Origin of the sequence: Bradyrhizobium sp. AS23.2 (genome assembly GCF_001908185.1) — a bacterium.
In the GTDB taxonomy this organism is placed as follows: domain Bacteria; phylum Pseudomonadota; class Alphaproteobacteria; order Rhizobiales; family Xanthobacteraceae; genus Bradyrhizobium.
Window position 1 is genome coordinate 46,212 of sequence record NZ_LGHM01000028.1, and the last position, 23,035, is coordinate 69,246.

The 23,035-nt window shown below is 64.3% G+C and carries 19 protein-coding genes and 1 pseudogene; 7 read left to right on the forward strand and 13 right to left on the reverse strand.

Going from position 1 to position 23,035, the window contains the following annotated elements; all coding sequences use genetic code 11:
* The first annotated feature begins 190 nt into the window (after nt 1-190).
* From fixL to AC630_RS05990, 4 genes are all read left to right on the forward strand, one after another.
* On the forward strand, nt 191-1,708 hold the full coding sequence (fixL, locus tag AC630_RS05975; RefSeq protein WP_074117594.1) for a sensor protein FixL: 1,518 nt from the start codon (nt 191-193) through the stop codon (nt 1,706-1,708).
* A gap of 3 nt (nt 1,709-1,711) precedes the next feature.
* The gene (fixJ, locus tag AC630_RS05980; RefSeq protein ID WP_074117595.1) at nt 1,712-2,329 is read left to right on the forward strand and encodes a response regulator FixJ; all 618 of its coding nucleotides are present in this window, start codon (nt 1,712-1,714) and stop codon (nt 2,327-2,329) included.
* Nucleotides 2,330-2,387: 58 nt separating this feature from the next.
* On the forward strand, nt 2,388-2,804 hold the full coding sequence (locus AC630_RS05985; protein WP_074117596.1) for a response regulator: 417 nt from the start codon (nt 2,388-2,390) through the stop codon (nt 2,802-2,804).
* A gap of 108 nt (nt 2,805-2,912) precedes the next feature.
* On the forward strand, nt 2,913-3,611 hold the full coding sequence (locus tag AC630_RS05990) for a helix-turn-helix domain-containing protein (RefSeq protein WP_074117615.1): 699 nt from the start codon (nt 2,913-2,915) through the stop codon (nt 3,609-3,611).
* Between the two features lie 37 nt (nt 3,612-3,648).
* Here AC630_RS05990 and AC630_RS05995 read toward each other — a convergent pair whose 3' ends face one another.
* Genes AC630_RS05995 through AC630_RS06010 form a run of 4 tightly spaced genes read right to left on the reverse strand, consistent with a single transcriptional unit; the run spans nt 3,649 to nt 9,556 of the window.
* Nucleotides 3,649-4,962, reverse strand: a complete 1,314-nt coding sequence (locus AC630_RS05995) for an MFS transporter (RefSeq protein WP_074117597.1) — start codon at nt 4,960-4,962, stop codon at nt 3,649-3,651.
* Between the two features lie 23 nt (nt 4,963-4,985).
* On the reverse strand, nt 4,986-5,507 hold the full coding sequence (locus tag AC630_RS06000) for a PRC-barrel domain-containing protein (protein WP_074117598.1): 522 nt from the start codon (nt 5,505-5,507) through the stop codon (nt 4,986-4,988).
* 22 nt (nt 5,508-5,529) lie between these two features.
* Entirely contained in the window at nt 5,530-7,734 is a 2,205-nt protein-coding gene (locus AC630_RS06005) for an amylo-alpha-1,6-glucosidase (RefSeq protein WP_074117599.1), read from the reverse strand.
* Nucleotides 7,735-7,792: 58 nt separating this feature from the next.
* Nucleotides 7,793-9,556, reverse strand: a complete 1,764-nt coding sequence (locus tag AC630_RS06010) for an ABC transporter ATP-binding protein (protein ID WP_074117600.1) — start codon at nt 9,554-9,556, stop codon at nt 7,793-7,795.
* A gap of 277 nt (nt 9,557-9,833) precedes the next feature.
* On the opposite strand from AC630_RS06010, the gene AC630_RS06015 reads away from it, so the two are divergent.
* A complete protein-coding gene (locus AC630_RS06015; RefSeq protein ID WP_074117601.1) occupies nt 9,834-10,904 on the forward strand; it encodes a glycosyltransferase family 4 protein in 1,071 nt (356 codons plus the stop codon).
* A gap of 172 nt (nt 10,905-11,076) precedes the next feature.
* On the opposite strand, the gene AC630_RS06020 is transcribed toward AC630_RS06015, so the two are convergent.
* A complete protein-coding gene (locus AC630_RS06020) occupies nt 11,077-13,005 on the reverse strand; it encodes an alkyl/aryl-sulfatase (RefSeq protein ID WP_074117602.1) in 1,929 nt (642 codons plus the stop codon).
* Between the two features lie 47 nt (nt 13,006-13,052).
* Nucleotides 13,053-14,873, reverse strand: a complete 1,821-nt coding sequence (locus AC630_RS06025) for a flavin-containing monooxygenase (RefSeq protein WP_083636123.1) — start codon at nt 14,871-14,873, stop codon at nt 13,053-13,055.
* A 112-nt stretch (nt 14,874-14,985) separates the two neighbouring features.
* Between AC630_RS06025 and AC630_RS45235 the strand changes: the two genes are divergently transcribed.
* Nucleotides 14,986-15,162: a hypothetical protein gene (locus tag AC630_RS45235; RefSeq protein WP_167561136.1), complete on the forward strand. Its 177-nt coding sequence runs from the start codon at nt 14,986-14,988 to the stop codon at nt 15,160-15,162.
* 7 nt (nt 15,163-15,169) lie between these two features.
* Here AC630_RS45235 and AC630_RS06035 read toward each other — a convergent pair whose 3' ends face one another.
* The 5 genes and pseudogenes from AC630_RS06035 to AC630_RS06050 all read right to left on the reverse strand — a co-directional run bounded on the left by AC630_RS06035 (nt 15,170) and on the right by AC630_RS06050 (nt 19,711).
* Nucleotides 15,170-15,484 (reverse strand): diguanylate cyclase domain-containing protein, encoded by a 315-nt coding sequence (locus AC630_RS06035; protein WP_074117604.1) that lies wholly within the window; start codon nt 15,482-15,484, stop codon nt 15,170-15,172.
* A 120-nt stretch (nt 15,485-15,604) separates the two neighbouring features.
* Nucleotides 15,605-16,888, reverse strand: a complete 1,284-nt coding sequence (locus tag AC630_RS48000; RefSeq protein ID WP_349538055.1) for a TRAP transporter large permease — start codon at nt 16,886-16,888, stop codon at nt 15,605-15,607.
* 237 nt (nt 16,889-17,125) lie between these two features.
* Nucleotides 17,126-17,497, reverse strand: a pseudogene (locus AC630_RS48005) (TRAP transporter small permease); the annotation flags it as partial.
* Between the two features lie 237 nt (nt 17,498-17,734).
* Nucleotides 17,735-18,748, reverse strand: a complete 1,014-nt coding sequence (locus AC630_RS06045) for a DctP family TRAP transporter solute-binding subunit (RefSeq protein ID WP_074117606.1) — start codon at nt 18,746-18,748, stop codon at nt 17,735-17,737.
* 192 nt (nt 18,749-18,940) lie between these two features.
* Nucleotides 18,941-19,711 carry a methyltransferase domain-containing protein gene (locus AC630_RS06050; protein ID WP_074117607.1) on the reverse strand — a complete coding sequence of 257 codons (771 nt, stop codon included), beginning with the start codon at nt 19,709-19,711 and terminating at the stop codon, nt 18,941-18,943.
* 145 nt (nt 19,712-19,856) lie between these two features.
* On the opposite strand from AC630_RS06050, the gene AC630_RS06055 reads away from it, so the two are divergent.
* Nucleotides 19,857-20,600 (forward strand): SDR family NAD(P)-dependent oxidoreductase, encoded by a 744-nt coding sequence (locus tag AC630_RS06055; RefSeq protein ID WP_074117608.1) that lies wholly within the window; start codon nt 19,857-19,859, stop codon nt 20,598-20,600.
* Between the two features lie 71 nt (nt 20,601-20,671).
* Here AC630_RS06055 and AC630_RS06060 read toward each other — a convergent pair whose 3' ends face one another.
* Together AC630_RS06060 and AC630_RS06065 are read right to left on the reverse strand one after the other, a co-directional pair.
* Complete coding sequence (locus tag AC630_RS06060) at nt 20,672-21,877, reverse strand: ABC transporter substrate-binding protein (protein ID WP_074117609.1); 1,206 nt, start codon at nt 21,875-21,877, stop codon at nt 20,672-20,674.
* 27 nt (nt 21,878-21,904) lie between these two features.
* A partial coding sequence (locus AC630_RS06065; protein WP_167561137.1) for an AMP-binding protein occupies nt 21,905-23,035 on the reverse strand: 1,131 nt, incomplete at its 5' end.

Here is a 23,035-nt window from a genome sequence, read left to right on the forward strand (position 1 = left end):
AATGAACTGGCGCCAAATCTAGCCTCGCCGACACGGGGCAGGATGAGGTAGATCAAATCGCCGGGCGGGCTACCGCGGGAAATCCACCAATAGAATCAGACATCCGAACTTGCCTCCGGCGGAGCCTTGGGCGAAATTACCGCCACGGTGGCGGCAAATCGGCCGGCCGCGAGAAGATTGGAGCTGCTGTTTGTCGCCGACCCGCGTAACGCATCCGCAAGACGATGGTCGCGGCGAGCACTTCCGGGTCCGGATCGAGGGGTTCGGGGTCGGCACCTGGGATCTCGACCTTACGACCCGGGAGCTGGAGTGGTCGGAAACCGCGAGGATGCTGCTCGGCATCGAGCGAGACCGACCGGCGAGCTATGAACTCTTCCTGTCACGCCTGGAACTCAAGGATCGCGAGCGCGTCGAGGACGCGATCGGGCAGGTCGCGAAGCATGGCGGCGGCTTCGACGTCTCTTTCAGGATTTCCGGCAGCTCCGACCCGGGCAAATGGATCAGGGCCCGCGCCGGCCTGATCCGCGACGAGTCCGGCGCCGCCCGTCATCTCAGCGGCATCTTGCTCGATATCGACGAGGAGAAGCAGGTCGAGGAGGCGCTGCGCACGCGCGAGACCCATCTCCGCTCCATCCTCCAGACCATTCCCGATGCCATGATCGTCATCGACGGCCAGGGCATCATGCAGCTCTTCAGTACGGCCGCGGAGCGCCTGTTCGGCTGGTCGGAGCAGGAGGCGATCGGCCAGAACGTCAGCATCCTGATGCCGGAGCCCGACCGCACCCGCCACGACAGCTACATCGCGCGCTATCGCACCACGCACGATCCGCACATCATCGGCATCGGCCGCATCGTGACCGGCAAGCGCCGCGACGGGACCACCTTTCCGATGCACCTGTCGATCGGCGAGATGCAGTCGGGCGGCGAGCCCTATTTCACCGGCTTCGTCCGCGACCTCACCGAGCACCAGCAGACCCAGGCGCGGCTTCAGGAGCTGCAGTCCGAGCTCGTCCACGTCTCGCGCCTGACCGCGATGGGCGAGATGGCCTCCGCGCTCGCCCACGAAATCAACCAACCGCTGGCGGCGATCAGCAATTACATGAAGGGATCGCGGCGGCTCCTGGCGGGCAGCGCCGATCCGAACACGCCGAAGATCGAAAGCGCGCTCGATCGCGCGGCGGAGCAGGCCTTGCGCGCCGGCCAGATCATCCGGCGCTTGCGCGACTTCGTCTCCCGCGGCGAGTCCGAGAAGCGGGTCGAGAGCCTGTCCAAGCTGATCGAGGAGGCCGGCGCGCTCGGACTTGCCGGCGCGCGCGAGCAGAACGTCCAGCTCCGCTTCAGCCTCGATCCGGACGCCGATCTCGTCCTCGCCGACCGCGTGCAGATCCAGCAGGTGCTCGTCAATCTGTTCCGCAACGCGCTGGAAGCAATGGCGCAGTCGCCGCGTCGCGAGCTCGTCGTCGCCAACACGCGCGTTGGCGACGACATGATCGAGGTGGAGGTGTCCGACACCGGCTCCGGCTTCCAGGACGACGTCATTCCAAATCTGTTTCAAACCTTCTTCACCACCAAGGAATCCGGCATGGGCGTGGGACTGTCCATCAGTCGCTCGATCATCGAGGCTCACGGCGGCCGCATGTGGGCCGAGAGCAACGCATCGGGCGGGGCGACATTCCGCCTCACCTTGCCGGCAGCCGACGAGAGCTGATCCATGACGACCAAGGGACATGTCTACGTCATCGACGACGACGCAGCGATGCGGGACTCGCTGAACTTCCTGCTGGATTCCTCCGGCTTCGGCGTCACGCTGTTCGATAACGCGCAAGCCTTCCTCAACGCCCTGCCCGATCTCGCCTTTGGCTGCGTCGTCTCCGACGTGCGCATGCCGGGCCTCGACGGGATCGAGCTTTTGAAGCGCATGAAGGCGCAGCACAGCCCGTTCCCGATCCTGATCATGACCGGTCACGGCGACGTGCCACTCGCGGTCGAGGCGATGAAGCTGGGCGCGGTCGACTTCCTGGAAAAGCCGTTTGACGACGACCGCCTCACCGGCATGATCGAAACGGCGATCCGCCAGGCCGAGCCGGCCGCCAAGAGCGAGGCCATCGCGCAGGATGTCGCCGCCCGGGTTGCCTCCTTAAGCCCCAGGGAGCGCCAGGTCATGGAGGGGCTGATCGCGGGCCTGTCCAACAAGCTGATCGCCCGCGAATACGACATCAGCCCGCGCACCATCGAGGTCTACCGGGCCAATGTCATGACCAAGATGCAGGCAAACAGCCTGTCGGAGCTGGTGCGGCTTGCGATGCGCGCCGGCATGCTGAAGGACTGAGGCAAGTCGGATTGAGGCAAGTCAAGATCGCCCCTTTTCGGCTGTGCTAGCCAGCTGCATGATCGAGATTGGCTCGCACCCCCGGCGACTCCCAATGGCGCCATCGGCAAAGCCCACCGTCTACGTGGTCGATGACGATGCCGCCGTGCTGGGCTCCCTGCAATTCCTGCTGGAAACCGACGGCTTCGCCGTGCGGACTTTCAGGAATGCGACGGCCCTGCTCAATGCCAGCGGAACGCCGGGCGCGGACTGCTATGTGATCGACTACAAGATGCCCGACATCAACGGCATCGAGCTGGCCGGCCGGCTGCGGCAGTCCGACGAGGGCACGCCCGTGATCCTGATCACCGGCTATCCGGACGGGAATATCTCGGCCCGGGCCGCGGCCGCGGGCGTCAAAGACGTGATTTTGAAGCCGCTTCTCGACGAGAACCTGGTCAAACGCATCCGCCACGCCATCCAGGACCGGCGCTGAAATTGACCTACGGGGTTCTACGTAGGTAGACCTCCTTAAGATATCGCGCGAATTTTCGAAGCACCCGATACCGCGTACCAAAGCGTCATCACAACGGAGATGGCGCAGATGCTGACCCAGACGCTCAACACCCAGGCGATCAACACCCAAGTCGGTGGCAAGATTGCCCCTGGCCACCCCGTTTCCGACCAGTTCGGCGCCATCACCGGCCATGCCGGCCTCATCGCCACGGAGTTCTCCTACCGCAAGGACGAGGAAATCTACGGCGAGGACGAGCCGGCCGAGTATGTTTACCAGGTCGTTACCGGCGCGGTGCGCAGCTACAAGCTTCTCTCCGACGGCCGCCGCCAGATCGGCGCCTTCCATCTTCCCGGCGACGTGTTCGGCCTCGAATCCGGCCCGACCCACCGCCTCGCCGCTGAAGCCATCATCGACACCACCGTGCGCCTCGTGAAGCGCGCGAGCTTGGAGAAGGCCGCCGGCACCGACGTGCAGGTCGCCCGCAAGCTCTGGGCCATGACCGCTTCCGAGCTGCGCCATGCCGAGGACCACATGCTGCTGCTGGGCCGCAAGACCGCGATGGAGCGTGTTGCAACCTTTCTTCTGGAAATGGACCGCCGTCTCGCCGTCGCCGGCATGATGGCGCTGCCGATGTGCCGCCGTGACATCGGCGACTATCTCGGCCTCACCCTCGAGACCGTGTCGCGCGCGCTGTCGCAGCTTCATGCCCAGGGCATTCTCGGCTTCTCCGGTGCCCGCCAGATCGTGCTGCGCAACCGCCAGCGCCTGCACAATCTCGACGCCTGATTTCTTCCTCCCCACCCACTTGGCCGGCTGGCTTCGTTCAGCCGGCCATTTCTTTTGTTGCGATCATTCCCGTGCGCCGGGTCTCCGGCATCACGAGGAGGATCAGCAGGAGCCCGGTCGCGGCGACGCCGGACAGGCCGACGAACGCGGTGGCATTGCCGAACTTGTCGCTGACATAGCCACCAAGCGCGGTGCTGAGCGATGCGCCGATGCCGGTCGCGGTGCCGACAATGCCCTGCGCGAGATTGAAGTGGCCGCTGCCGAAGGCGACGTCGGCGACGATCAGCGGAATCATCACCGCAAACACCGCGGCGGTGAGGCCGTCAAACACCTGCACCATCACCAGCACATAGGGATCGCGTACGGTCGCGAACAGCAGGCCGCGAATCGTCAGCGCGCCGAACCCGATCAGAAGCAGCGGCCGCCGGCCCCAGATTTGCGCCCTGCGGCCGACTGTCGGTGACAGCAGCGCCACGATCGCCTGCGGGACGATGATGCAGGCGGCAACGAGCACCGTCGCCCACTGGCTCGACCGCGCCGTCACCGCGCTCGCCATCAGCGGCATCATCGAAGCGTTCGCCAGTTGCAACAGCAGCACGCTGAGCGCGAAGACAATGAGCGGCCGCTGCCTGATCAGGTGCCAGATATTGGTGTCGCCGGGAACCGGCGCCTCTCGCGGCATCTCGCCGTGACAGCGCGCGATGTCGACTTCCTCCTCGCGGATGCGCGACAGCGCGATCAGGGTCGGGATCGCGAGCAGGAAGGTAACGAGGAACACCGAACGGCTCGACAGGAGATAGCCGGCCGTTCCCATCACCGCCGCCGCGACGCCGTTGCCGAGCGAGGCGAAGCGGGCGTTGCGGCCGAGCCGCTCGCCGATCTTGAACGGACCGACGAGACCGAGGCTGATCGCCGCGATCGCCGGTCCCAGCACGCAGCTCGCCGCGGCATGCAAGGTGGCGGCGGTGACCACGACGGGGAAGATCGGCATCGCGGCATAGGCCAGCGCACAGCAGCCGATGGTCACGATCGCAAGCGCGGCCACCAGCCGCTCCGATTTTGCGGCATCGATGATGGCACCGCCCGGCATCTGCCCGATCAGGGCGACGATGCCGCCGATCGACAGCACGAGGCCGATCTCGACCTGGGTCCATTTCTGCGTCGTCAGATAGACGGCGATGAAGGGACCGAACCCGGTCTGCACGTCGGCGAGGAAGAAGATGAACCAGTCGAGGCCGCGCAGGCTCTGGCGCGACGGCGCCGGAATGCCCACAGCTGATCGCACGGCAACGTCGTCCTGTTCAACGCGACCACCGCGATCTGCATGGTTCGGCTTCCTCGACAACAGCACCGGCGGTCAGCCCTCCCCGTACCTCACTGGATCGCTTGGAGCGGCTGAAGGCTGCCGGACGCGCCGAGCACGACCATCGGCGTGTCTTCCTTGTATTCCGGCGCGGCCGCGACTTGCGCCTTGGTCAATTCCAACGTGATGCTGTCCTTCTTGTTGGTGATCTTGCCGAAGCGCAGGGCGTTCCAGTCCACCACGATCTTGCGGCTGCCGACGCCGAGGAAGCCGCCGAAATCGATCACGGCCGCACGCACACGGCCGGTTCGGTCGACGATGATGTCGACGGTGCGGCCCATGTCCTCGTCCGCGGCGCTGCGCACGTCGCGGCCGAGCACGCCATGGGCATCGTTCGCGCCGATGATGGTGACTGACGGCGGCGGCGCGGCGTCCTTCGGCGTGACGGGCACGGTCGAGGCCGGCGGCTGTGCCGTCGCCGGCGCGTTAGCTTCACTGGGAGCCGCGGGCTGCTCCTCCGCGGCACGTGATACGGCGACCGTCAATCCCGCGACGATCGACGCGCTCAGGACCAACCATCTGGCGGTACGCATGCACCCTCCTCGTGGCGCGCCGCTAGCGCGCCAGCACAATCGAAACCTGGATCTGGCCGCGCGTGCGCAGCACCTCCAGCGCCACGTCGTCACCGTGGCGGCTGACACGCAGATCGACGCTGGAATCGCAAAGCCGCAGATCGTGCAGAATCACCTCGTTCAGGAACGCCGGCAGATGCGGATTGCGCAGCCGGATCTCGCCGCGCGCGACGTCAAACTCGATGCCCAGCGCCGCCTCGAGCAGGGTGAACGGCGTTGCGCTGGCCCAGGCCTGCGGCGCGCACGCGACCGGATAGAGAGTCGGGCCGCGCCGCTTCTCGCGCCGGAAGCCGCAGAACAATTCGGGCAGCCGGCGCAGGTCCATGTAGGTTGCGGCGTCGAACAATCCCTTGAAGACATGCGCCACCGAATGCTTGAGGCCATAGCGCGCGAGCCCGAGCGCGATCAGCGCGTTGTCGTGCGGCCAGATCGACCCGTCATGATAGGACATCGGGTTGTAGCGCGCCTCGCCCTGCGCCACCGTGCGGATGCCCCAGCCCGAGAAGAAGTGCGGCTGCATCAGGTCGGCGGCGACCAGGCGTGCGCGATCTTCTCGGATCATGCCGCTGAACAGGACCTGCCCTGCATTCGAGGTTCGTACCTTGCAAGGCCGCTTCTTGCCGTCGAGCGCGAGCGCATAGGTGCCGAACTCCTCGCACCAGAACGCCTTCTCGAAACGCTCGGCCAACGCTTTGGCCTCGGCCTCGAGCTTTTTCGCGCGGTCGGGCTTGCCGAGCCGCAGCGCGCAACGCGCGGCAAGCTGCTTGGCCGCGTAGACGTAGCCCTGGACTTCCGCCAGCGCGATATTGCCTTCAGCAAGCTGGCCGTCGGCATGGAAGATGGCGTCGTAGGAATCCTTCCAGCCCTGATTGGCCAGCCCCTTCTCGGTCGCGCGCTGGTATTCGACGAACCCGTCCTTGTCAGGGTCGCCAGGACCATCAATCCAGCTCAGCCCCGCCTCGATCGCGGGCCACAGCTCGATCAGCGTCTTCTCATCGCCGGTACGCTCGAAATAGCTCCCGGCGAGCAGGACGAACAGCGCGGTGGAATCGACGCTGCCGTAATATTGCGCGAACGGCACCTCGCGCAGCGCCGCCATCTCGCCGCCGCGCATCTCATGCAGGATCTTGCCGGGCGCGGCATCGGCGAGCGGATCGACAGCCTTCGCCTGGAAATGCGCCAGGCGCCGCAAGACGCCCTTGGCGACGCGCGGATCGACCCACAGCATCTGGAGCGCTGTGATCAGGCCGTCGCGGCCGAACGTCGTCGAGTACCAAGGAATGCCGGCGTAGGGATAACGCCCCTGCGGCGTCTCCGTCATCAGCATGTTGAGGTCGGCCATGGCCTGGCACAGCACCTCGTTGAAGATGTTGTTCGACGTCTCGATGCTGGCGGCGCCGATCGTGGACTGGCGCATCTCGCGGCGATGGGCCAGCAGGCCCCTGAAAAAGCGCGCCGGCTTCTCCGCTATCGGCCGGTTGCAGGACACGGCCACGAACAGCGACTTTGCCTCGTGCGGACCCAGCTCGAGCTGCCAGGTCGCGGCATTCACCGAGAGCCGGGTCGGACGCGGATCGAAATGCAGGCCGGTGGAGCGCTCGGCGTCATCAAGGCCGCGATATTCGTACAGGACGTCGGTCGGGCCAATCAGCCGGCTCGTGCCGGTCCCGCGGCGCGGACGCCGCTCGCCGCGGACTTCGAACAGGTCGGCGAAATCATTGTCGAACAGCAGCGTCAACTCGAAGCTGGCGCGCTGCTCGCCATGATTCTGTACGCCGATGCGCTGGTACGCCGTGCCGCGCCACAGGAAGATCGTGCGCACGATATGCAGCAGGTCCCTTTGCAGCACAATGCGCCCCTGGCGATAGATGTCGGGGTTGGTGAGATCGACCGTCAGTCCCGAATTGTCGTCCCGCAGGTTGGAGCCGAGCAGCAGCGGCTGAAGATCGTCGAGCACGAGCTCCAGCCGCGCCAGATAGCGCGTGTCGTGATGAAACAGGCCATCCGGCCCGCCAGCCGAGGCGCCGATGTCGCCATGGCTGTCGAGGACGATGAATGTGTCATCGTGCTTTAGCGAGCGCCGCGGCCGCGCGGCGGGGCCCGTCATCGGAATGTAGAACGCCTGCTCGGCGACAGTCTCCACCGTCTGCGATACGGAAACCATCTTGGTTATGGCTTCGGCTGCCATCAGCTGCTCCCCTGCGGCTTATTTCGAAACGCGACCAACGCAAACGCAGCGGTTGGATTTACGCGGCGACCTTCGCGAGCCGGCTCATCTCCTGCGTGACAAGCTCACGGTAGGGACCGTGGCCCTGCATCAGGCGGTCGGGCGCGCCGTCCTCGATGATCTTGCCATTCTTCAGCACCACCACGCGGTCGAAATTGCGCAGCGTCGCGAGGCGATGCGCAATCGCGACCACGGTGCGGCCGCGCATCAGTCGCGATAGCGCCTCGCGGATCGCTTCCTCGGATTCGCTGTCGAGCGCCGCGGTTGCCTCGTCCAGCAGCAGGATCGGCGCGTCCTTCAGGAAGGCGCGCGCGATCGCGATGCGCTGGCGCTGGCCGCCGGACATCTTGACGCCGCGGTCACCAACCATGGTGTCGAGACCATCGGGCAGACTTTCAACGAAGTCGCAGCGCGCCGCGATCGCCGCGCGCAGCACCTCGTCGTCGGTCGCATTCGGCCGGCCGTAGCGGATGTTCTCGCGGATGGAACGATGGAACAGCGAGATATCCTGCGGCACGACGGAGATCGCCTCGCGCAGGCTCTGCTGCGTCACCATGGAAATGTCCTGGCCGTCGACAGTGATGCTGCCCTCGTCCACGTCATAGAAACGCTGGAGCAGCGTGAACAGCGTCGACTTGCCGCCGCCGGACTGACCGACCAGGCCGACGCGCTGGCCGGGCTGCAGCCGCAGGCTAAATCGCTCGAAGATCTTCTCGCCGCCGGGATAGCCGAAGGTGACGTTGTTATACGCGATCGCGGCGCCGCTCTTGACGAGGGGCTCGGCCTCGGGGTGATCGCGCAATTCGTGCGGTACCAGCAGCGTGGCGATCGCCTCGGTCAACCGCGCGACATGCTGGGTGACGTCGACCAGCGCAACAGCGAGATCGCGCGTTGCATTGAGGATGGAGAGGCCGAGCGTACAGACCAGCACGACATCACCGGTCGTCGCCTCGCCCTGCTGCCAGAGCGTGATCGCCCAGGCCATCAGCGCCACGGTCAACACGACGGTCACGCCCGCGTGCGTGAGCCGCAGTTTCTCCAGATAGCGCAGGCTGCGGCCGCGCGCGGTAAGCTCACGACTGACGGTCGCATCGAACCGCTCGTGCTCGTGGCCGATGCCGCAGAAGGCGCGGACCAGCGGCATGTTGCTGATGACGTCGATCATCTCGCCATCGACCACGGCGGCCTTGTCGGCGAAGTCATCATGCAGCGGCTTGCCGGCGGCGGCCAGATGGAACATCGCGATGACCATTCCGCCGGCGACCACGATCAAGCCGAGCGCCATATAGGGACTCACGGTTCCAATCAGCATGATTGCCGCAATTGTGGCGATGCACGGCGGCAGCACGTTCCAGACAAACATGTTCTCGACCGTGAATACCGCGTTCGAGGTCGCCGTGATGCGACTCGTCAGCATGCCCGGCATCCGGTCAGAGAAATAGCTCGGCGCGTGGCCGGTCAAATGCCGAAAAATGTCACGACGCAAATCGCCGGTGACGCGCACGAAGGTGAAGCTTGCTGTCCAACTCGCGATCCGCCAGAGAAAATTGTCCGCAGCGATCAGCGACATGAGTAAAATGAATGCCAGCCATACGCTGCCGCCATGCGATGTTCCGGCCGACAAGCTGTCGACCAGGGACTTCACGCCGTACTGGGTGCCCACGGAGCAGGCAACCGCTGCAACGACAGCAGTCAGGATCACCAGATGCGACGTGAGACGCCGCCGGAGATAGCGCAAGACAAAGGCAAATGGCCTGCGCGCGTATCTAGAAAGCTGATCCATATGACTGCGACCCCGTCGTGAGATTTTTCAATTTTGTTACTGATCGACTGAACATCGACCGGCTCGCCTCGGTTCCCGGGCAATTCCATCACGACATGCGGATGCGGACGATATGAGTTGAGGTGATGGCATCATCGAGACACAGCGGCCTATGTGTCCAATAAGTAACGTTTGTTGAGAGGAACTTCGCAACTGCGGGAACGTTCCCTTTGCTGGCATTGCCGGTGCCGTACGCGCTGGGGGTTTCAACGTTCATGATCGCAGAGGAGAAGGTGAGATGCGCATCGCGCAGGTAGCTCCGTTGACGGAGGCTGTTCCACCCAAGCTGTATGGCGGCACCGAGCGGGTGGTGCATTGGTTGACGGAAGAGCTGGTGGCCCTTGGACACGACGTGACGCTGTTCGCCAGTGGCGACTCGTACACATCGGCGAAGCTGGACGCACTCTGGCCGCGGGCGCTTCGCCTCGACGGTTCCGTACGCGATCCCAACGCGCTGCACATGGTGCTCCTGGAGCGCGTGCGGCAGAAATGTGACGACGAAGAGTTCGACTTCCTCCATTTCCATCTCGATTACTATCCGTGGTCGCTGTTCCACCGGCAGCCGACCCCGTTCCTGACCACGTTGCATGGCCGGCTTGACCTGCCGGAGCATCAGCCGGTGTTCAATACCTTCACCAAGATGCCGGTGATCTCGATTTCGAACGCACAGCGGCGGCCGGTGCCCCAGGCGAACTGGGTGACGACGATTCACCACGGCCTGCCGGAGAACCTGCTGACGCCGAAGCCCGCGAAGCAGGAATATCTCGCCGTGCTCGGCCGCATCGCCCCCGAGAAAGGCGTCGATCGCGCCATCAGGATCGCGACCCATTGCGGCATCCCGTTGAAGATCGCGGCCAAGGTCGATCGCGCCGACCAGGATTATTATGACGAATTGATCCGGCCCATGATCGAACAAAATCCGCTGGTGGATTTCATCGGGGAGATCAGCGATCACGAGAAATCGGACTTCTTGAGCGGAGCGCTCGGCCTCTTGTTGCCGATCGACTGGCCGGAGCCATTTGGCCTGGTGATGATCGAAGCCATGGCCTGCGGAACGCCGGTTGTTGCCTTCAACCGCGGTTCGGTGCCCGAGATCATCGACGAGGGCCTCACCGGCTTTGTGGTCGAGGACATCCTCAGCGCGGCCGGGGTCGTCAACCGTCTTGCGCAACTGGACCGGACGGCCATCCGCAAGCAGTTCGAGAAGCGCTTCACCGCGCGGCGGATGGCGCTGGACTATCTCGCAGCCTATCGCAGCCTGACCGAGGCACAGGCGCCGCGGATCAAGCTGGTGAGTAGCGCGGAGTAGAGGGCCGCTTCGACCGCACGCATCATGGCCGGTTTCCCCGGCCATGACATGCGCATGTGACGCCCCGCTCCATCAACACGTCATTGCGAGCGTAGCGAAGCAATCCAGAATCCCTCCGCGGAAAAACTCTGGATTGCTTCGCTACGCTCGCAATGACGGAGAAGGCGGTGACCTACGTCACCACCGCCCGCTTCGGCTCGACGATCTCGAACATGCGCGGGAATTCGTCCATCAGGCCCATCAGCTCGGCGAGCCGAAGCGGGTTGCCGGCGAGCTTGATCTTGCCGGCCGCCACCGCTTCCGGGAAGCTCGTCAGTTTCGCAATCACCTCATCGAGCGTCGCGCGCGCGAGCGTGAAGCTGGCATCCGCACCTTCCGCCTGCACGCCCTCGGTGTAGGTGAGCGCACAATTCTCCAGGTTGAGCACGAAGGTCTCGCCGGTGTCGGAGAAGCTCCAGTTCAGCACGATGTGCTTACCCTCGGCCTTGGGGCCGTTGAGCCGGATGCCGAGCACGTCCCAGAGCTGCTCGGTGCGCAGCGCGGCCAGCGTTTCGCGCGGCATCGACGGACGCGGTGGCGCCTTCGGCATGCCCTGCCGCAGCTCCTGCGCTCCGAACAGATAGGCGTTGCGCCAGGTCGAGCTCTCGGCGGCATAGCCTAGCTGTTCCAGGGTATCGGCCAGCAATGCACGCGCCGCCTGGTTATCCGGCTCGGCAAAGACGAGATGGCCGAGCGCCTGCGCGACGAAGCGAAACTCGCCTTTGTCAAAGTCCGTCCGCGCCCGCGCCAGAATGGCATCGGCGCCGCCCATGTACTCGACATACTTCTTGCCCGAAGCCACCGGCGGCAGCGGATCGAGATTGACCGGATTGGCGTCGTACCAGCCAAGATACTTCTGATAGATCGCCTTCACATTGTGTCTGATGTGACCGTAATAGCCGCGGCCATGCCAGGCGCCTTCGAGGCTCCTCGGCAACTGGATCGTCTCGGCGATCTCGGCCGCGGTGAGGCCGTGGTTCATCAGGCGGATGGTCTGGTCATGGGCGAACTTGTAGAGATCACGCTGCTGCCGGATCATCGTGCCGATGCGCTCGCGCCCCCACACCGGCCAGTGATGCTGGCCGCACATGGCCTCCGCCTTGCCGTCCCAGAGCAGCAAGGCCTCGCCCAGGTACTTTGACCAGGCCAGCGCGTCGCGCACATCGGCGCCACGGAACGGCAGCAGGTTGTGGAAATTGTGCGTGCAGTTCTCGGCAAGGTTCAGCAGCTTGTAACGCGGGATGAAAAAATGCATCTCCGCCGGCGCTTCGCTGTTCGGCGCCATCTGGAATTCGAACTCGACGCCGTCGATCACGCGCTCGTCACCGGTCGCCATGATCAGGTCGGTCGGCCGCAGCAGCGCGACCGAGCCCGCCGCCATCGACTTGCCGAGGCCGCAATCGACATGCCCGCGCACGCCCTTGGCGAGGAACGGGCCGAACTGGTACTGCGCCCGGCGCAGCATCGCAGGTCCCGCGATGATGTTCTCGGAGACGGCGTGCTCCATGAACAGGTTCGGCGCGATGATCGGCACGCGGCCGGTGGCGAGCGCATCCTCCTCCAGCACGCCCCGCGCGCCGCCCCAATGATCGGTGTGGGTGTGGGTGAAGATCACGGCCGCGACAGGGCGCTGTCCGCGATGCTTGTAGTAGAGATCCAGCGCGGCCCGTGCGCCCTCGATCGAGGTCAGGGTGTCGACGACGATGACGCCGCTGTCACCCTCGATCAGCGTCATGTTGGCGATATCGAGCCCACGCACCTGATAGACGCCGGGCACGACCTCGAACAGGCCGTGCTGCATGTTGAGCCGCGACTGCCGCCACAGGCTGGGATTGACGGTCGGCGGCGCCTGTTCCGCCGATAAAAAGCCGTAAGGCTCGAGGCTCCAAACCGTGCGCCCTCCCGGATTGGTGATCCTTGCGTTCTCGATCGTACCAAGGAAGCCACGCGCGGCGTCGTCGAAATCACTGGTATCGGAGAACGGCAGCGCGTTCAGTACCGCCTTGTTCTGGGCGATGACGGAGGCGGATGCGTCCTTCGGCGTTTCGGGGGTCTCGGTCATATTCTTCCCTCCCTGACGTCAAACGATGTTCTTGTTCTTGGATACACTCAGCGGAACGCGAGCCCTTCGAATTGGCCGCTGCTGCGCCATTCATCGATATATCTGAAATAGGCATTGGGGCCGGCGGGATAGCCGACGTTGAGCCGGGCCTGTGGACCGGGCTCGCGTCCCTCGTTGTTGTAATAGCCGGGTGTGCAATCGGGGGATCCGATCATGCGGCCGACGCCAGTGAGCAACAGATCAATCCAGCGATCTTCGGCTTCCTTCGTCACCTCGACCTCCCTAAAGCCGCTCTTGCGCGCGTGATTGACCGTCAACGCGATGGTGCGGGCAGAATCGGTCAGATTGTGCGGGACGTTGGAGATCAGGTTGGCGCCCTGGGCGGGCTGCACAAAGAATGCGTTGGGAAATCCGTGGACGTGGATGCCGTGCTTGCTGCGCATGCCCTCCGCCCAATAGTCCGACAGTTTTAGGCCACCCCGTCCCGTCAGGTCGAAGCCGGCGCGGCGCTTGTACTCGGTGCCGACCTCGAAGCCGGAGGCATAGATGATGCAGTCGAGCTGATATTCCTTGCCCGCCACGACTACCCCGCGCTCGGTGATCTGCTCGACGCCCTTGCCGTTGGTGTCGATGAGATGCGCGCCGGGCCTGTTGAATGCCTGAAGGTAGGAATCGTGGAAGCACGGCCGCTTGCAGAGCTGCCGGTACCAGGCTTTCAGCTTCGCCGCGGTGTCGCGGTCATTCACGATGGCATCGACCCGCGCGCGGATCTCCTCCATCTTATCGAAGTCGGCATCCTCGAACGTGGCTAGCATGTTCTGCGGCGTCCGTTGCTCGCGAGGCAGCTCGATGATCTTGGCACGAATGCGCCGGTTCAGGTCGGTCCAACCGTCCTGGACCAGGTCGATTTCGGCCATGCCACCGGCCTGGTTGGCGGTGAAATTCTCTAGCCAGCGCTGCTGCCAGCCTGTCGTCGCGATCCCGGAAAACCAGTCGGGATCAATCGGCGCGTTGCCACGCACGTCGACCGACGAGGGCGTGCGCTGGAAGACGTAAAGCTCCTTGCAGGCCTGCGCGAGATGCGGCACGCACTGAATGGAAGTTGCGCCCGTGCCGATAATGCCGACGCGTTTGTCTGCAAGCTTGTGCATCGGGCTGCCTGTGGGATCGCCGCCCGTGTAATCGTAGTCCCAGCGGCTGGTGTGGAACGAGTTCCCCTTGAACCACTCGATGCCGGGGATGCCCGGCAGCTTGGGCACGTGCAGCGGTCCCGTCCCCATGCCGACGAACTGGGCCGTAAAGTCGTCGCCACGGTTGGTCCTGATCCGCCAGCGGGAATTGGCCTCGTTCCAATCGATGCTCGCGACCTCCGTGTGAAGCAGCGAATTGTCGTAGAGGCCGAACTGCCTGCCGATTCGCTGGCAGTGCGCGAGGATTTCCGGCGCATGCGCATACTTCTCCGATGGCATGTGGCCGGTCTCTTCGAGCAGCGGCATGTACACCATGGACGCCGTGTCGCACTGCGCACCCGGATAGCGATTCCAGTACCAGGTGCCACCGAAATCCCCGCCCTTCTCAATGACGCGGACGTCTTCGATACCGGCTTCCTTGAGCCGCGCCGCGGTCGCGAGTCCCGCAAAACCGCCGCCGACAAAGGCAAAGGTGACGTGATCGATCTTCGGCGCGCGCGGCGTGACGAGCGTATAGGGATCGTCGAGATAATGGGCGAGCTGCCCCTTGATCTCGATGTACTGGTCGTTGCCGTCGGGCCGCAGGCGCTTGTCACGCTCCTCGCGGTACTTGTTGCGCAGCCACGCCTTGTCGATCGGAGCAGCCTGCGGGACCCGGGATTGATCCGCCATCGTCATAAGGGAAAAGCCTTTCTGGGCGTCTGTCGCGCCTTCGTCGTCACTGTTGGCCGCATCTAACCGCATCTTAACCCGGGTTCCAACCGGTCCGTTGTGTCCGTCGCTGCACGAGGTGCCATCGGTCCATAAAAATACACCGACCCAGGAGGAAGGCACGGTCTGGAAGAAGCTCGCGGTTGCCGACAATCCGGGCGGGCCGATGGTGCTCGGCGAACTCGCCACGCTGATGAAGAGCGACTACGACAAGCTGGCGGCGATTGTGAAGACGAGCGGCATGGCCGGCCAATGACTTGGCCTTACGCGGCGGGCCCTTCGATAACGGGCTGGCCCGACGGCGCGGCCACACCCGGCGTACGCAGCTCGCGGGCAAAGACATAGCCGTCGCGCCTTTCCTTGGCCCAGTAAAGTGCCGCATCCGACCGCGACAAGGGCGCTTCGGCAGTGCGTCCGTCTTCCGACGCGACGGCAACGCCGACGCCCACCCCGAGCTCGATCGCCTGCCCGCCGACGTCGTATGGCGCGCTGATCGATCGCACGATTCGCTGCGCCATCGCTTCTGCATCGGCCGCGGCTTCGACCGCGCGCTGCACCAGAATGAACGTCGCGCCCATCCGGACAGGAGGTCCTCGCCTGCCGCGAGCGCCAGCAGCCGCGCGGCGACAGCATCTGAACGGGCGGCTTAACCGCGCGTTAGGCAAACGTGCAGCGCACAGGCACGCGCATCCCAATCACTAGTGCATCCCCAGCACCCTTGGCAGCCACAGCGTCAGGTCGGGCCAGTAGGTCACGATGACGAGGAAGCCGAGCATGGTGAGCAGCCATGGCATCACGGCTCCCGCCAGATCGGTGATGCGCATTCGCGCTATCATGGACGCGACATAGAGGTTCAAGCCGACAGGCGGATGGCAGAGGCCGACCTCCATGTTGACGTCCATCACGATGCCGAAATGCACGAGGTCGATGCCGAGCTTCTTGGCCGCGGGCGCCAGGATCGGCGCCATGATCAGGATGATCGAGTTCGGCTCCATGAAGTTGCCGGCGAGCAGCAGCAGCACGTTCACGACCAGCAGGAAGCCGACCCAGCCGAGGTTCTGCGCCGCGATCCAGTCGGCGAGCGTCGCCGGCAGGTTCTCGTTGGAGAGCACGAAGGAGAACAGCACCGCGTTGGTGACGATGTAGAGCAGCATCGCGCTGGTGTTTGCGGCGCGGAGCAGCACCCGCGGCACGTCCGCGAACTTGATCGCCTTGTAGACGAACACCGCGATGATGAAGGAGTAGACCGCTGCCATCGCCGCCGCCTCGGTGGCGGTGAACAGGCCGCTGTAGATGCCGCCGATGATGATGACGACCAGCATCAATCCCCAGATGCTCTCGCGGAAGGTCCGGACGGTCTCGCCCCAGCTCGCTTTCGGCAGCCGCGGATAGTCGCGTTTGCGTGCGAGCCACCAGGTGACGATGCAGAGCATCGTCGTCAGCAGGATGCCGGGCAAGAGGCCCGCGACGAACAGCGCCCCGATCGAGGTGTTGGTGGAGACCGCGTAGACGATCTTCGGAATCGAGGGCAGCATCAGGATGCCGAGCGAGCCCGCAACGGTGATGATGCCGGCGCCGAAGCGCATCGGATAGCCGTGGCGGACCATCTCGGGCAGCACGATGGCGCCGATCGCGGCGACGGTCGCAACGCTCGAGCCGCAGACCAGCGCGAACATCGCGCAGGCGACGATGCCGGCAAGGCCGAGGCCGCCATGCCAGTGGCCGATCAGCGACGTCGCGAAATTGATCATGCGGCGCGCGACGCCGCCATGGGTGAGGAAATTGCCGGCGAGGATAAAGAACGGGATCGCCATGATCTCGAAGCCCTCGATGCCCGTGAAGAGCTTCATCGAGACCGCTTCGATCGGCACCGTGGTCAGCGTGAACAGGAACGTCATCACGGTGAGGCCGAGCGCGATCGAGACCGGGATGCCGGTCAGCATCAGCGCGATCAGCAGCGCGAACACCGTCGCCGCGCGCATCCAGTGCGGCAGCAGGATGAAGCCGGTCTTCTCGGCAAGGCAGAGCGCGAAGATCAGGATCGGAGCCATGATCAGGATCACGCCGAGCGGCGAGACCTTGCGCGCGGCGGCCTTGGTTGCGGCGCCGGCGGGCTGCGGATGCAGCGCGGGCGCGACGTCGGCCTGCACACCCTCGACGTGGGCCTCGTCGTGATGCGGCAGCTCGCCGGTCCAGTAGTAGGACCACGAGACCTGGAGGAAGCGGAAGCACATCAGGCCGGAGCCGAGCGGGATCGCCAGATAGACGAACCACATCGGCGCTTCCAGGTCGTTGGACTGCTGCCCCGTGCTGAACATCTCGCGCACGAAGGACGCGCCGAAGGCGGCGATCATGCCGGTGAAGAGCGCGCCGCACAGCAGCGAGAACAGGATCACGTGCTTGCGCGAATGTTCAGGCAGGCGGTTGACGAGCAGGTCGACACCGACATGGATGCCGGTGCGCACGCCATAGGCCGCGCCGAACTTCGCCATCCAGATGAACATGTAGATGCAGAGTTCCTGCGCCCATGACAGGTCGAGCTCGGACAGGAAGGTGAACACCGCCATCGACAGCGTCGCGAGCCAGGTCATCCCGTGCGCGGCCGCCCATCTCGAGAGGGCGATCGACTCTCCCGCGCCATAGCGGTGCACCACGGCGATGAAGATCAGGCCGGTTGCAGCCGCAATGAGCGTTGCGATCAACCACTCTTCGAGATGATTGAGCGCCTGATTGAGCACGCGAAGCAAATCAAAGTCCCCCTATCGATGCGAAACGGCCGGGAGTGCGCACACTCCCGACCGTTCGTATTTGTTCTCCCGGAAAACGCGTCAGTTCATCTTGACGTCGAGTTCCTTGGCAACGAGATCGAGCACCTCCTGCCCGACTCGGCTCTTCGCCCATTTATAAGTCGGCTGCATCGCGTCCTGCCAGGCCTTGCGATCGGCGTCGCTGAGATAATGCAGCGTGGTCTTGCCCGTCTTCTTGATCTCGGCGAGCGCGTCGTCGTTCTCCTTGCGCGCGATCGAGTTGGTGTACTCGGTCGCATCCGCCATCGCCTTCTCAAGCTGGGTGCGGATATCCGGCGGCAGGCCCGACCAGAATTTCGAGTTGACGATGACGGCATATTGCAGATGCGCGTGATAGGACACAGTGATGTCCTTCTGCACCTCGTAGAACTTCTGCGTCAGATAGTTGGACGCGGTGTTCTCGCAGCCGTCGACCACGCCGGTCTGCAGCGCCTGGTAGACTTCCGAGAACGCCATGATCTGCGGGATCGAGCCGAGAAGCCGGAAATATTGGTCGGCGATCTTCGATCCGGAAATACGGAATTTCAAACCCTTGAAATCCTCCGGCTTGATCAGCGGACGGTTGGCGGAGACCATGTGGAAGCCGTTGTCCCAATAGGCCAGCCCGGTGATGCCCTTGGCATCGAGCTTCTGGAACAGCCACTTGCCGACGGTACCCTTCATCGCGCTGGAATAGGTCTCTTCGTCCTTGAACAGCCAGGGCAGGTCGAGCGCCTCGAATTCCTTGATACCGAGCGGGGCGAATTTCGCGGTCGAGGGCGCGAGCATCTGCACCGAACCGAGCTGAAGCGCCTCGATCTCCTCCTTGTCCTTGTAGAGCGAGGAGTTCGGATAGACTTCGATCTTGACCTTGCCGTCGGTGTACTTCTCGGCGAGTTCCTTGAACTTCAGCGCGCCCTTCCCCTTCGGCGTGTCGTTGGCGACGACGTGGCTGAACTTGATGACGATCGGGCTCTGGGCCTGGGCAACTGCGGGGGCCAAGACAGGAATCAAGCTGAGCGCGGCCACGGCGACCGCGAGAAGCAGTTTGCGCATGCAGTACCTCCCCAACAACCTCGGAAACCGGTCTTTTTTTGTTTTACGGTTTCAGTAGTGGCAGCAATCCGCACCCCGAACAACTAGACCTAAGCCCAATTTGCCGCAGCCAAGCTATCTTGACGGCTGTTGTATACGCACCCCGCTCCCGGTCCGGGGAGCGAGGGCTTATGTCGCATTGCGGCAGTGCAATCAGGCCTTGCGCTGGGCGACCGTGAAGAGACGCCGGAACGGGAACAGCGTCTGCCCCGCAGCATTCTTCGGATAGGCCATTGCCACCCGCTCGCCGTAAGCCGCTTCAAAAGCGGCCTTCTCGTCGCCCTGCAAGATGTCGAGATAGCGCGTCAGCCAGGTCCCCTTGGTCCATTCCTTCACGGGATTCTCGCCTTCGAGCACCTGGAGATATTCGGTCTCCCAGATGTCGATGTTCTGGGAAAGCGGGGCAAGCAGGTCGTGATAGAAGGCCGGCCCCTCCACCGGCGGCGGGGTGACGAGATGCTCGACCTTGGACCGCCACGGACCGTTGAGCGCGGTCTCGCCAATCAGCACATGCGAGGGCGCGGTAAAGTTGCGCGGCATCTGCACCGCGAGCATGCCGCCCGGTGTCACCCTCTCCATGACCGACGGAAACAGTGCCGCATGATTGGGCAGCCAGTGCAGTGCGGCATTGGAATAGACCACGTCATATTGCTTGACCGGATGCCAATGGCCGAGATCCTCATGTGACCATTCCACGTCGGGCGCCGCCTTCCGCCCTGCAGCAACCATCTCGGCCGAGCCCTCGACGCCGGTCACGGTCGCATCCGGCCAGCGCTCCTTGATCAGCTTCGTGACATTCCCGGCGCCTGCGCCGAGATCGGCGATCGCGCGCGGGCCAAAATCCGGAATCCGCATCAACAGGTCGACGGCAGGCCGGAGCCGATGGCTGGAGAATTTCAGATATTGCTGCGGATCCCACACCATCGCCCAACGCCTTTTCTTTTTCGTGTTTCCTTCGCGGTGCCTCTTCGTTACCACTGCTCCTCCGGGTCGGGCAAATCGCCGCACCCGGGGGGTTGGGCTGGAAACGAACCGCAACCCAAAGGAACGAACAAGAGAGCGTGTGACCATGGACCTCGGGCTCAAATCGAAAACCGCTGTTGTCACGGGGGCGAGCATCGGCATCGGCCGCGCCATCGCCAAGGGTCTTGCGGCCGAAGGCGTCCGCGTGGTCGGCGTGGCGCGGCGCACCGACCTGCTCGCCGAGCTGGCGCAGGAGGTCGGTGGCGGCCTGATCACGCCGTTCGAGCAGGACGTGATGGCGAAAGACGCAGCCGAGAAGATCGCGGCCTTTGCGCTGAAGGAGCTCGGCCATGTCGACATTCTCATCAACAATGCCGGCGGCAGCCGCCCGCTGCCGGTCGATGCGCCCGACAGCAAATGGGACGAGGCGATCGCGCTGAATTTCACCAGCTATCGCCGCATCGCGCATGCGCTGCTGCCGCAGATGATCGCGCGCAAATGGGGGCGCATCGTCAACATCACCGGCAAGTCCGAGCCCGAAGGGCTGAACGCCGCGTTCGCCGCCAAGGCCGCCGTGCATGCCTGGGCCAAGGGCCTGTCGCGCGAGATCGGCGAGCACGGCATCACCATCAACTGCATCCCGCCCGGCCGGATCATGAGCGAGCAGATCCGCCGCAACTATCCGCCGGATTATCGCGAGCGTTTTGCGGAAGAGGAAATTCCGGTCGGCTATTGGGGCGAGCCGGAAGACCTCGCGGCGCTCGCCGTGTTCCTGTCCTCGCCCGTGGCGCGCTACATCACGGGCACGGTGATCCCGGTGGATGGCGGGCTACGGCGGTATCAGTTCTAGGCGTGGATTCTTAAATCCGACCCGACCGGCGATGCCTGATGTCTTCAGGCACCGCCGTGGTCATCAGCAGTCTATTTTTCGGTCTTGTAGGACTGGTTCTTTGCGATCGTCACCCAGCGGCCGTTCTTGATCTGGCCGATGGTCGCGGCGGAAACGCCGAGATGGTTGTCCTTGGAGAAGGACACCGGCGCGCCGCCGAAGATGTCTTCGAAGACCTTGCCCGACTCCATCGCGGCGATCAGCGATTCCGTGGTCAGGTTCTTGCCGGCGAGCCCGGCGTAGAACGCAAACGCCATGGCGCCGTCATATCCCGAGGTCGACTGCAAATTGGGATCGACGCCGAACATCTTGCGATAGGCTTCGATGAATTCCTTCACCTTGCCCGTCGCCGTGTCCGGATAGAAGATCTCGGTCTGGCCGACGCCATAGATGCCTTCGGCGGCATCCTTGCCGAGCTCGTGCAGGTCAGGCACGTAGCTCGGTGACGACACCACGAAGGTCGGTGCCCAGCCGAGCTTCTTGGCGGCCGTGACGATGCCGACGGACTCGCGGACAACGGACCCCAGCGCGACGAGATCGCAGCCGTCGGCCTTCATGCGCGCGACCTGCGAGTTGAAGTCGGTCGCGCCACGCTTGAACGACACGCGCGTGGCCTCCGGCATCTTCAGGTCCTTGAGCTGGTCGGAATAGGCGTCCGTAAAGTTCTTCCCCATCTCGTCGTCCTGATAGACGATGCAGGGCTTCTTGATGCCGTTGTGCTCGATCACGTATTTGATGCCGAGACGCATCGTATCGTAGTACGGGCTGAAGATGTTGAACTTCAGCCTGTCCTCGGGCTTGGCCGGATCCATCTTGAAGGTGAACTCAGCAGCCGTGATCGGGAACAGGTGCGTCAGGCCGGCGCCCTGCACCAGCGGCATCGGAGCCAGCGTGGTCGCGGAGCCCATCGCCGATACGATCGAGAAGGCCTTGTCGAGCTCGATCAGCTTCTGCGTCTGCAGCACGGCCTTCTTCGGATCGTAGCTGTCGTCCTCCAGAATCAGCTTGATCTTGCGGCCGTTGATGCCGCCGGCGGCGTTGATCTGCTCGACCGCGAGCTTCATGCCTGACGAGGCGGGAACGCCCCACGACTTGATCGGCCCGGAGAGATCCATATGCGTGCCGATCACGATCTCCGTGTCGGTGACGCCTTGCGTCTTGAACTGTGCGAGCGCGGGTTGCGCCGCCAGTCCCGTGAGCGCGACGATCGCGGCTGACAAAAGGAAACGTGACGTCATGGATGGTACTCCTCCCTGAGGCTCTGGTTACGCGCTCTGTGAAATGGCGTTTTCTTCAAAGGAACGGTCATCGGGACGCAGCAGCCGGCGGCGCAGCACGAGCATGGCGCTGATTTCGGGATCGCCGGGACCGAGCGAGCGCTCGATCAGGATGAAGTCATCGATCTTCACCGGCGCTCGCGCGTTGGTCTCCGCGATCACCCGGCCGATCAGTGCACGGATGTCCTGCGAGCGGCAAAGGCTGAGGAAGTGCGTGAACGGGATGCTGTTGTCCTGCGCGAACTTGATCACGGGATCGGGGTCCATCAGGACGGCGGCAATCACCTGCCCCCGGGCATCGCGATGCAGGAAGGCATCGGCGACGTAGGGCGATTTCACGAGGTCGGCTTCGCTCTTAAGCGATGCGGCGCCGTTATCACGGTCGAGCAGATCCGCAACACGCCCGGCGGGATGCGCCCCTCCGGCTGCGCCAGCATGGACGACATCGCCGCTATGCCACCAGCCATCACGGGTCGCGTTCGCAGCCTCGCCGGCATAACCGACGAACAGCGTATCGGACCGCAGACGAATTTCGCCGGACGCGAGCGTCTCCAGCTTCACGCCGTCGAGCGTTCTGAACGCGCCGCGATGGGCGGCGAGGGTCACGGCCCCGCCGGACTCGGCATGACCATAGGCATCGGTGAGCGGCCGCCGGATCGCCGCGAACCAGGCCCCGACATCGGAGCGCGCCGGCGCGCCGGTCGTGACGCAAAGGCGCGCCCGCGACAGACCAATGCGGTTGCGGACCGGCGCCAGTATCAGGGCATCCAGAAGCGGATTCGGCCCGTCGCCTCCGGGGTTCAGGGCCAACGCTATCATGCGACGCTGAAAGGCGGTCGCCTCAGCTGCGGCGAGTTCGACGCCGGACTTCAGCTTCGCCCACAAGCGCGGCGGCGCTTGCACGACGGTCGGCTGCAACTCCCTGAGATCGCTGAGCGCGGTCTCGCGGCTTTCCGGGAAATTGAGGATGCACCCCGCGAGCAGCGAGGCGTAGACGCCGACGACCCGCTCCATCACATGATGCAGCGGCGTCAACGACAGGCGCTCGTCCTTCGGGCTCAATTGAAGCTCGCGGGCGGTGCGCGCGGCCTGCCGGCCGAGCGCGGCCTGCGTGAGCAA

What these genes read in the sequence shown, in the direction of transcription:
- fixJ (WP_074117595.1), top strand. Translation starts at nt 1,712, where the DNA reads ATGACGACCAAGGGACATGTCTACGTCATCGACGACGACGCAGCGATG.
- AC630_RS05985 (WP_074117596.1), top strand. Translation starts at nt 2,388, where the DNA reads ATGATCGAGATTGGCTCGCACCCCCGGCGACTCCCAATGGCGCCATCG.
- AC630_RS05990 (WP_074117615.1), top strand. Translation starts at nt 2,913, where the DNA reads ATGCTGACCCAGACGCTCAACACCCAGGCGATCAACACCCAAGTCGGT.
- AC630_RS06000 (WP_074117598.1), bottom strand. Translation starts at nt 5,507, where the DNA reads ATGCGTACCGCCAGATGGTTGGTCCTGAGCGCGTCGATCGTCGCGGGA.
- AC630_RS06005 (WP_074117599.1), bottom strand. Translation starts at nt 7,734, where the DNA reads ATGGCAGCCGAAGCCATAACCAAGATGGTTTCCGTATCGCAGACGGTG.
- AC630_RS06010 (WP_074117600.1), bottom strand. Translation starts at nt 9,556, where the DNA reads ATGGATCAGCTTTCTAGATACGCGCGCAGGCCATTTGCCTTTGTCTTG.
- AC630_RS06015 (WP_074117601.1), top strand. Translation starts at nt 9,834, where the DNA reads ATGCGCATCGCGCAGGTAGCTCCGTTGACGGAGGCTGTTCCACCCAAG.
- AC630_RS06020 (WP_074117602.1), bottom strand. Translation starts at nt 13,005, where the DNA reads ATGACCGAGACCCCCGAAACGCCGAAGGACGCATCCGCCTCCGTCATC.
- AC630_RS06025 (WP_083636123.1), bottom strand. Translation starts at nt 14,873, where the DNA reads ATGACGATGGCGGATCAATCCCGGGTCCCGCAGGCTGCTCCGATCGAC.
- AC630_RS06035 (WP_074117604.1), bottom strand. Translation starts at nt 15,484, where the DNA reads ATGGGCGCGACGTTCATTCTGGTGCAGCGCGCGGTCGAAGCCGCGGCC.
- AC630_RS48000 (WP_349538055.1), bottom strand. Translation starts at nt 16,888, where the DNA reads ATGCGCGCGGCGACGGTGTTCGCGCTGCTGATCGCGCTGATGCTGACC.
- AC630_RS06045 (WP_074117606.1), bottom strand. Translation starts at nt 18,748, where the DNA reads ATGCGCAAACTGCTTCTCGCGGTCGCCGTGGCCGCGCTCAGCTTGATT.
- AC630_RS06050 (WP_074117607.1), bottom strand. Translation starts at nt 19,711, where the DNA reads ATGGTGTGGGATCCGCAGCAATATCTGAAATTCTCCAGCCATCGGCTC.
- AC630_RS06055 (WP_074117608.1), top strand. Translation starts at nt 19,857, where the DNA reads ATGGACCTCGGGCTCAAATCGAAAACCGCTGTTGTCACGGGGGCGAGC.
- AC630_RS06060 (WP_074117609.1), bottom strand. Translation starts at nt 21,877, where the DNA reads ATGACGTCACGTTTCCTTTTGTCAGCCGCGATCGTCGCGCTCACGGGA.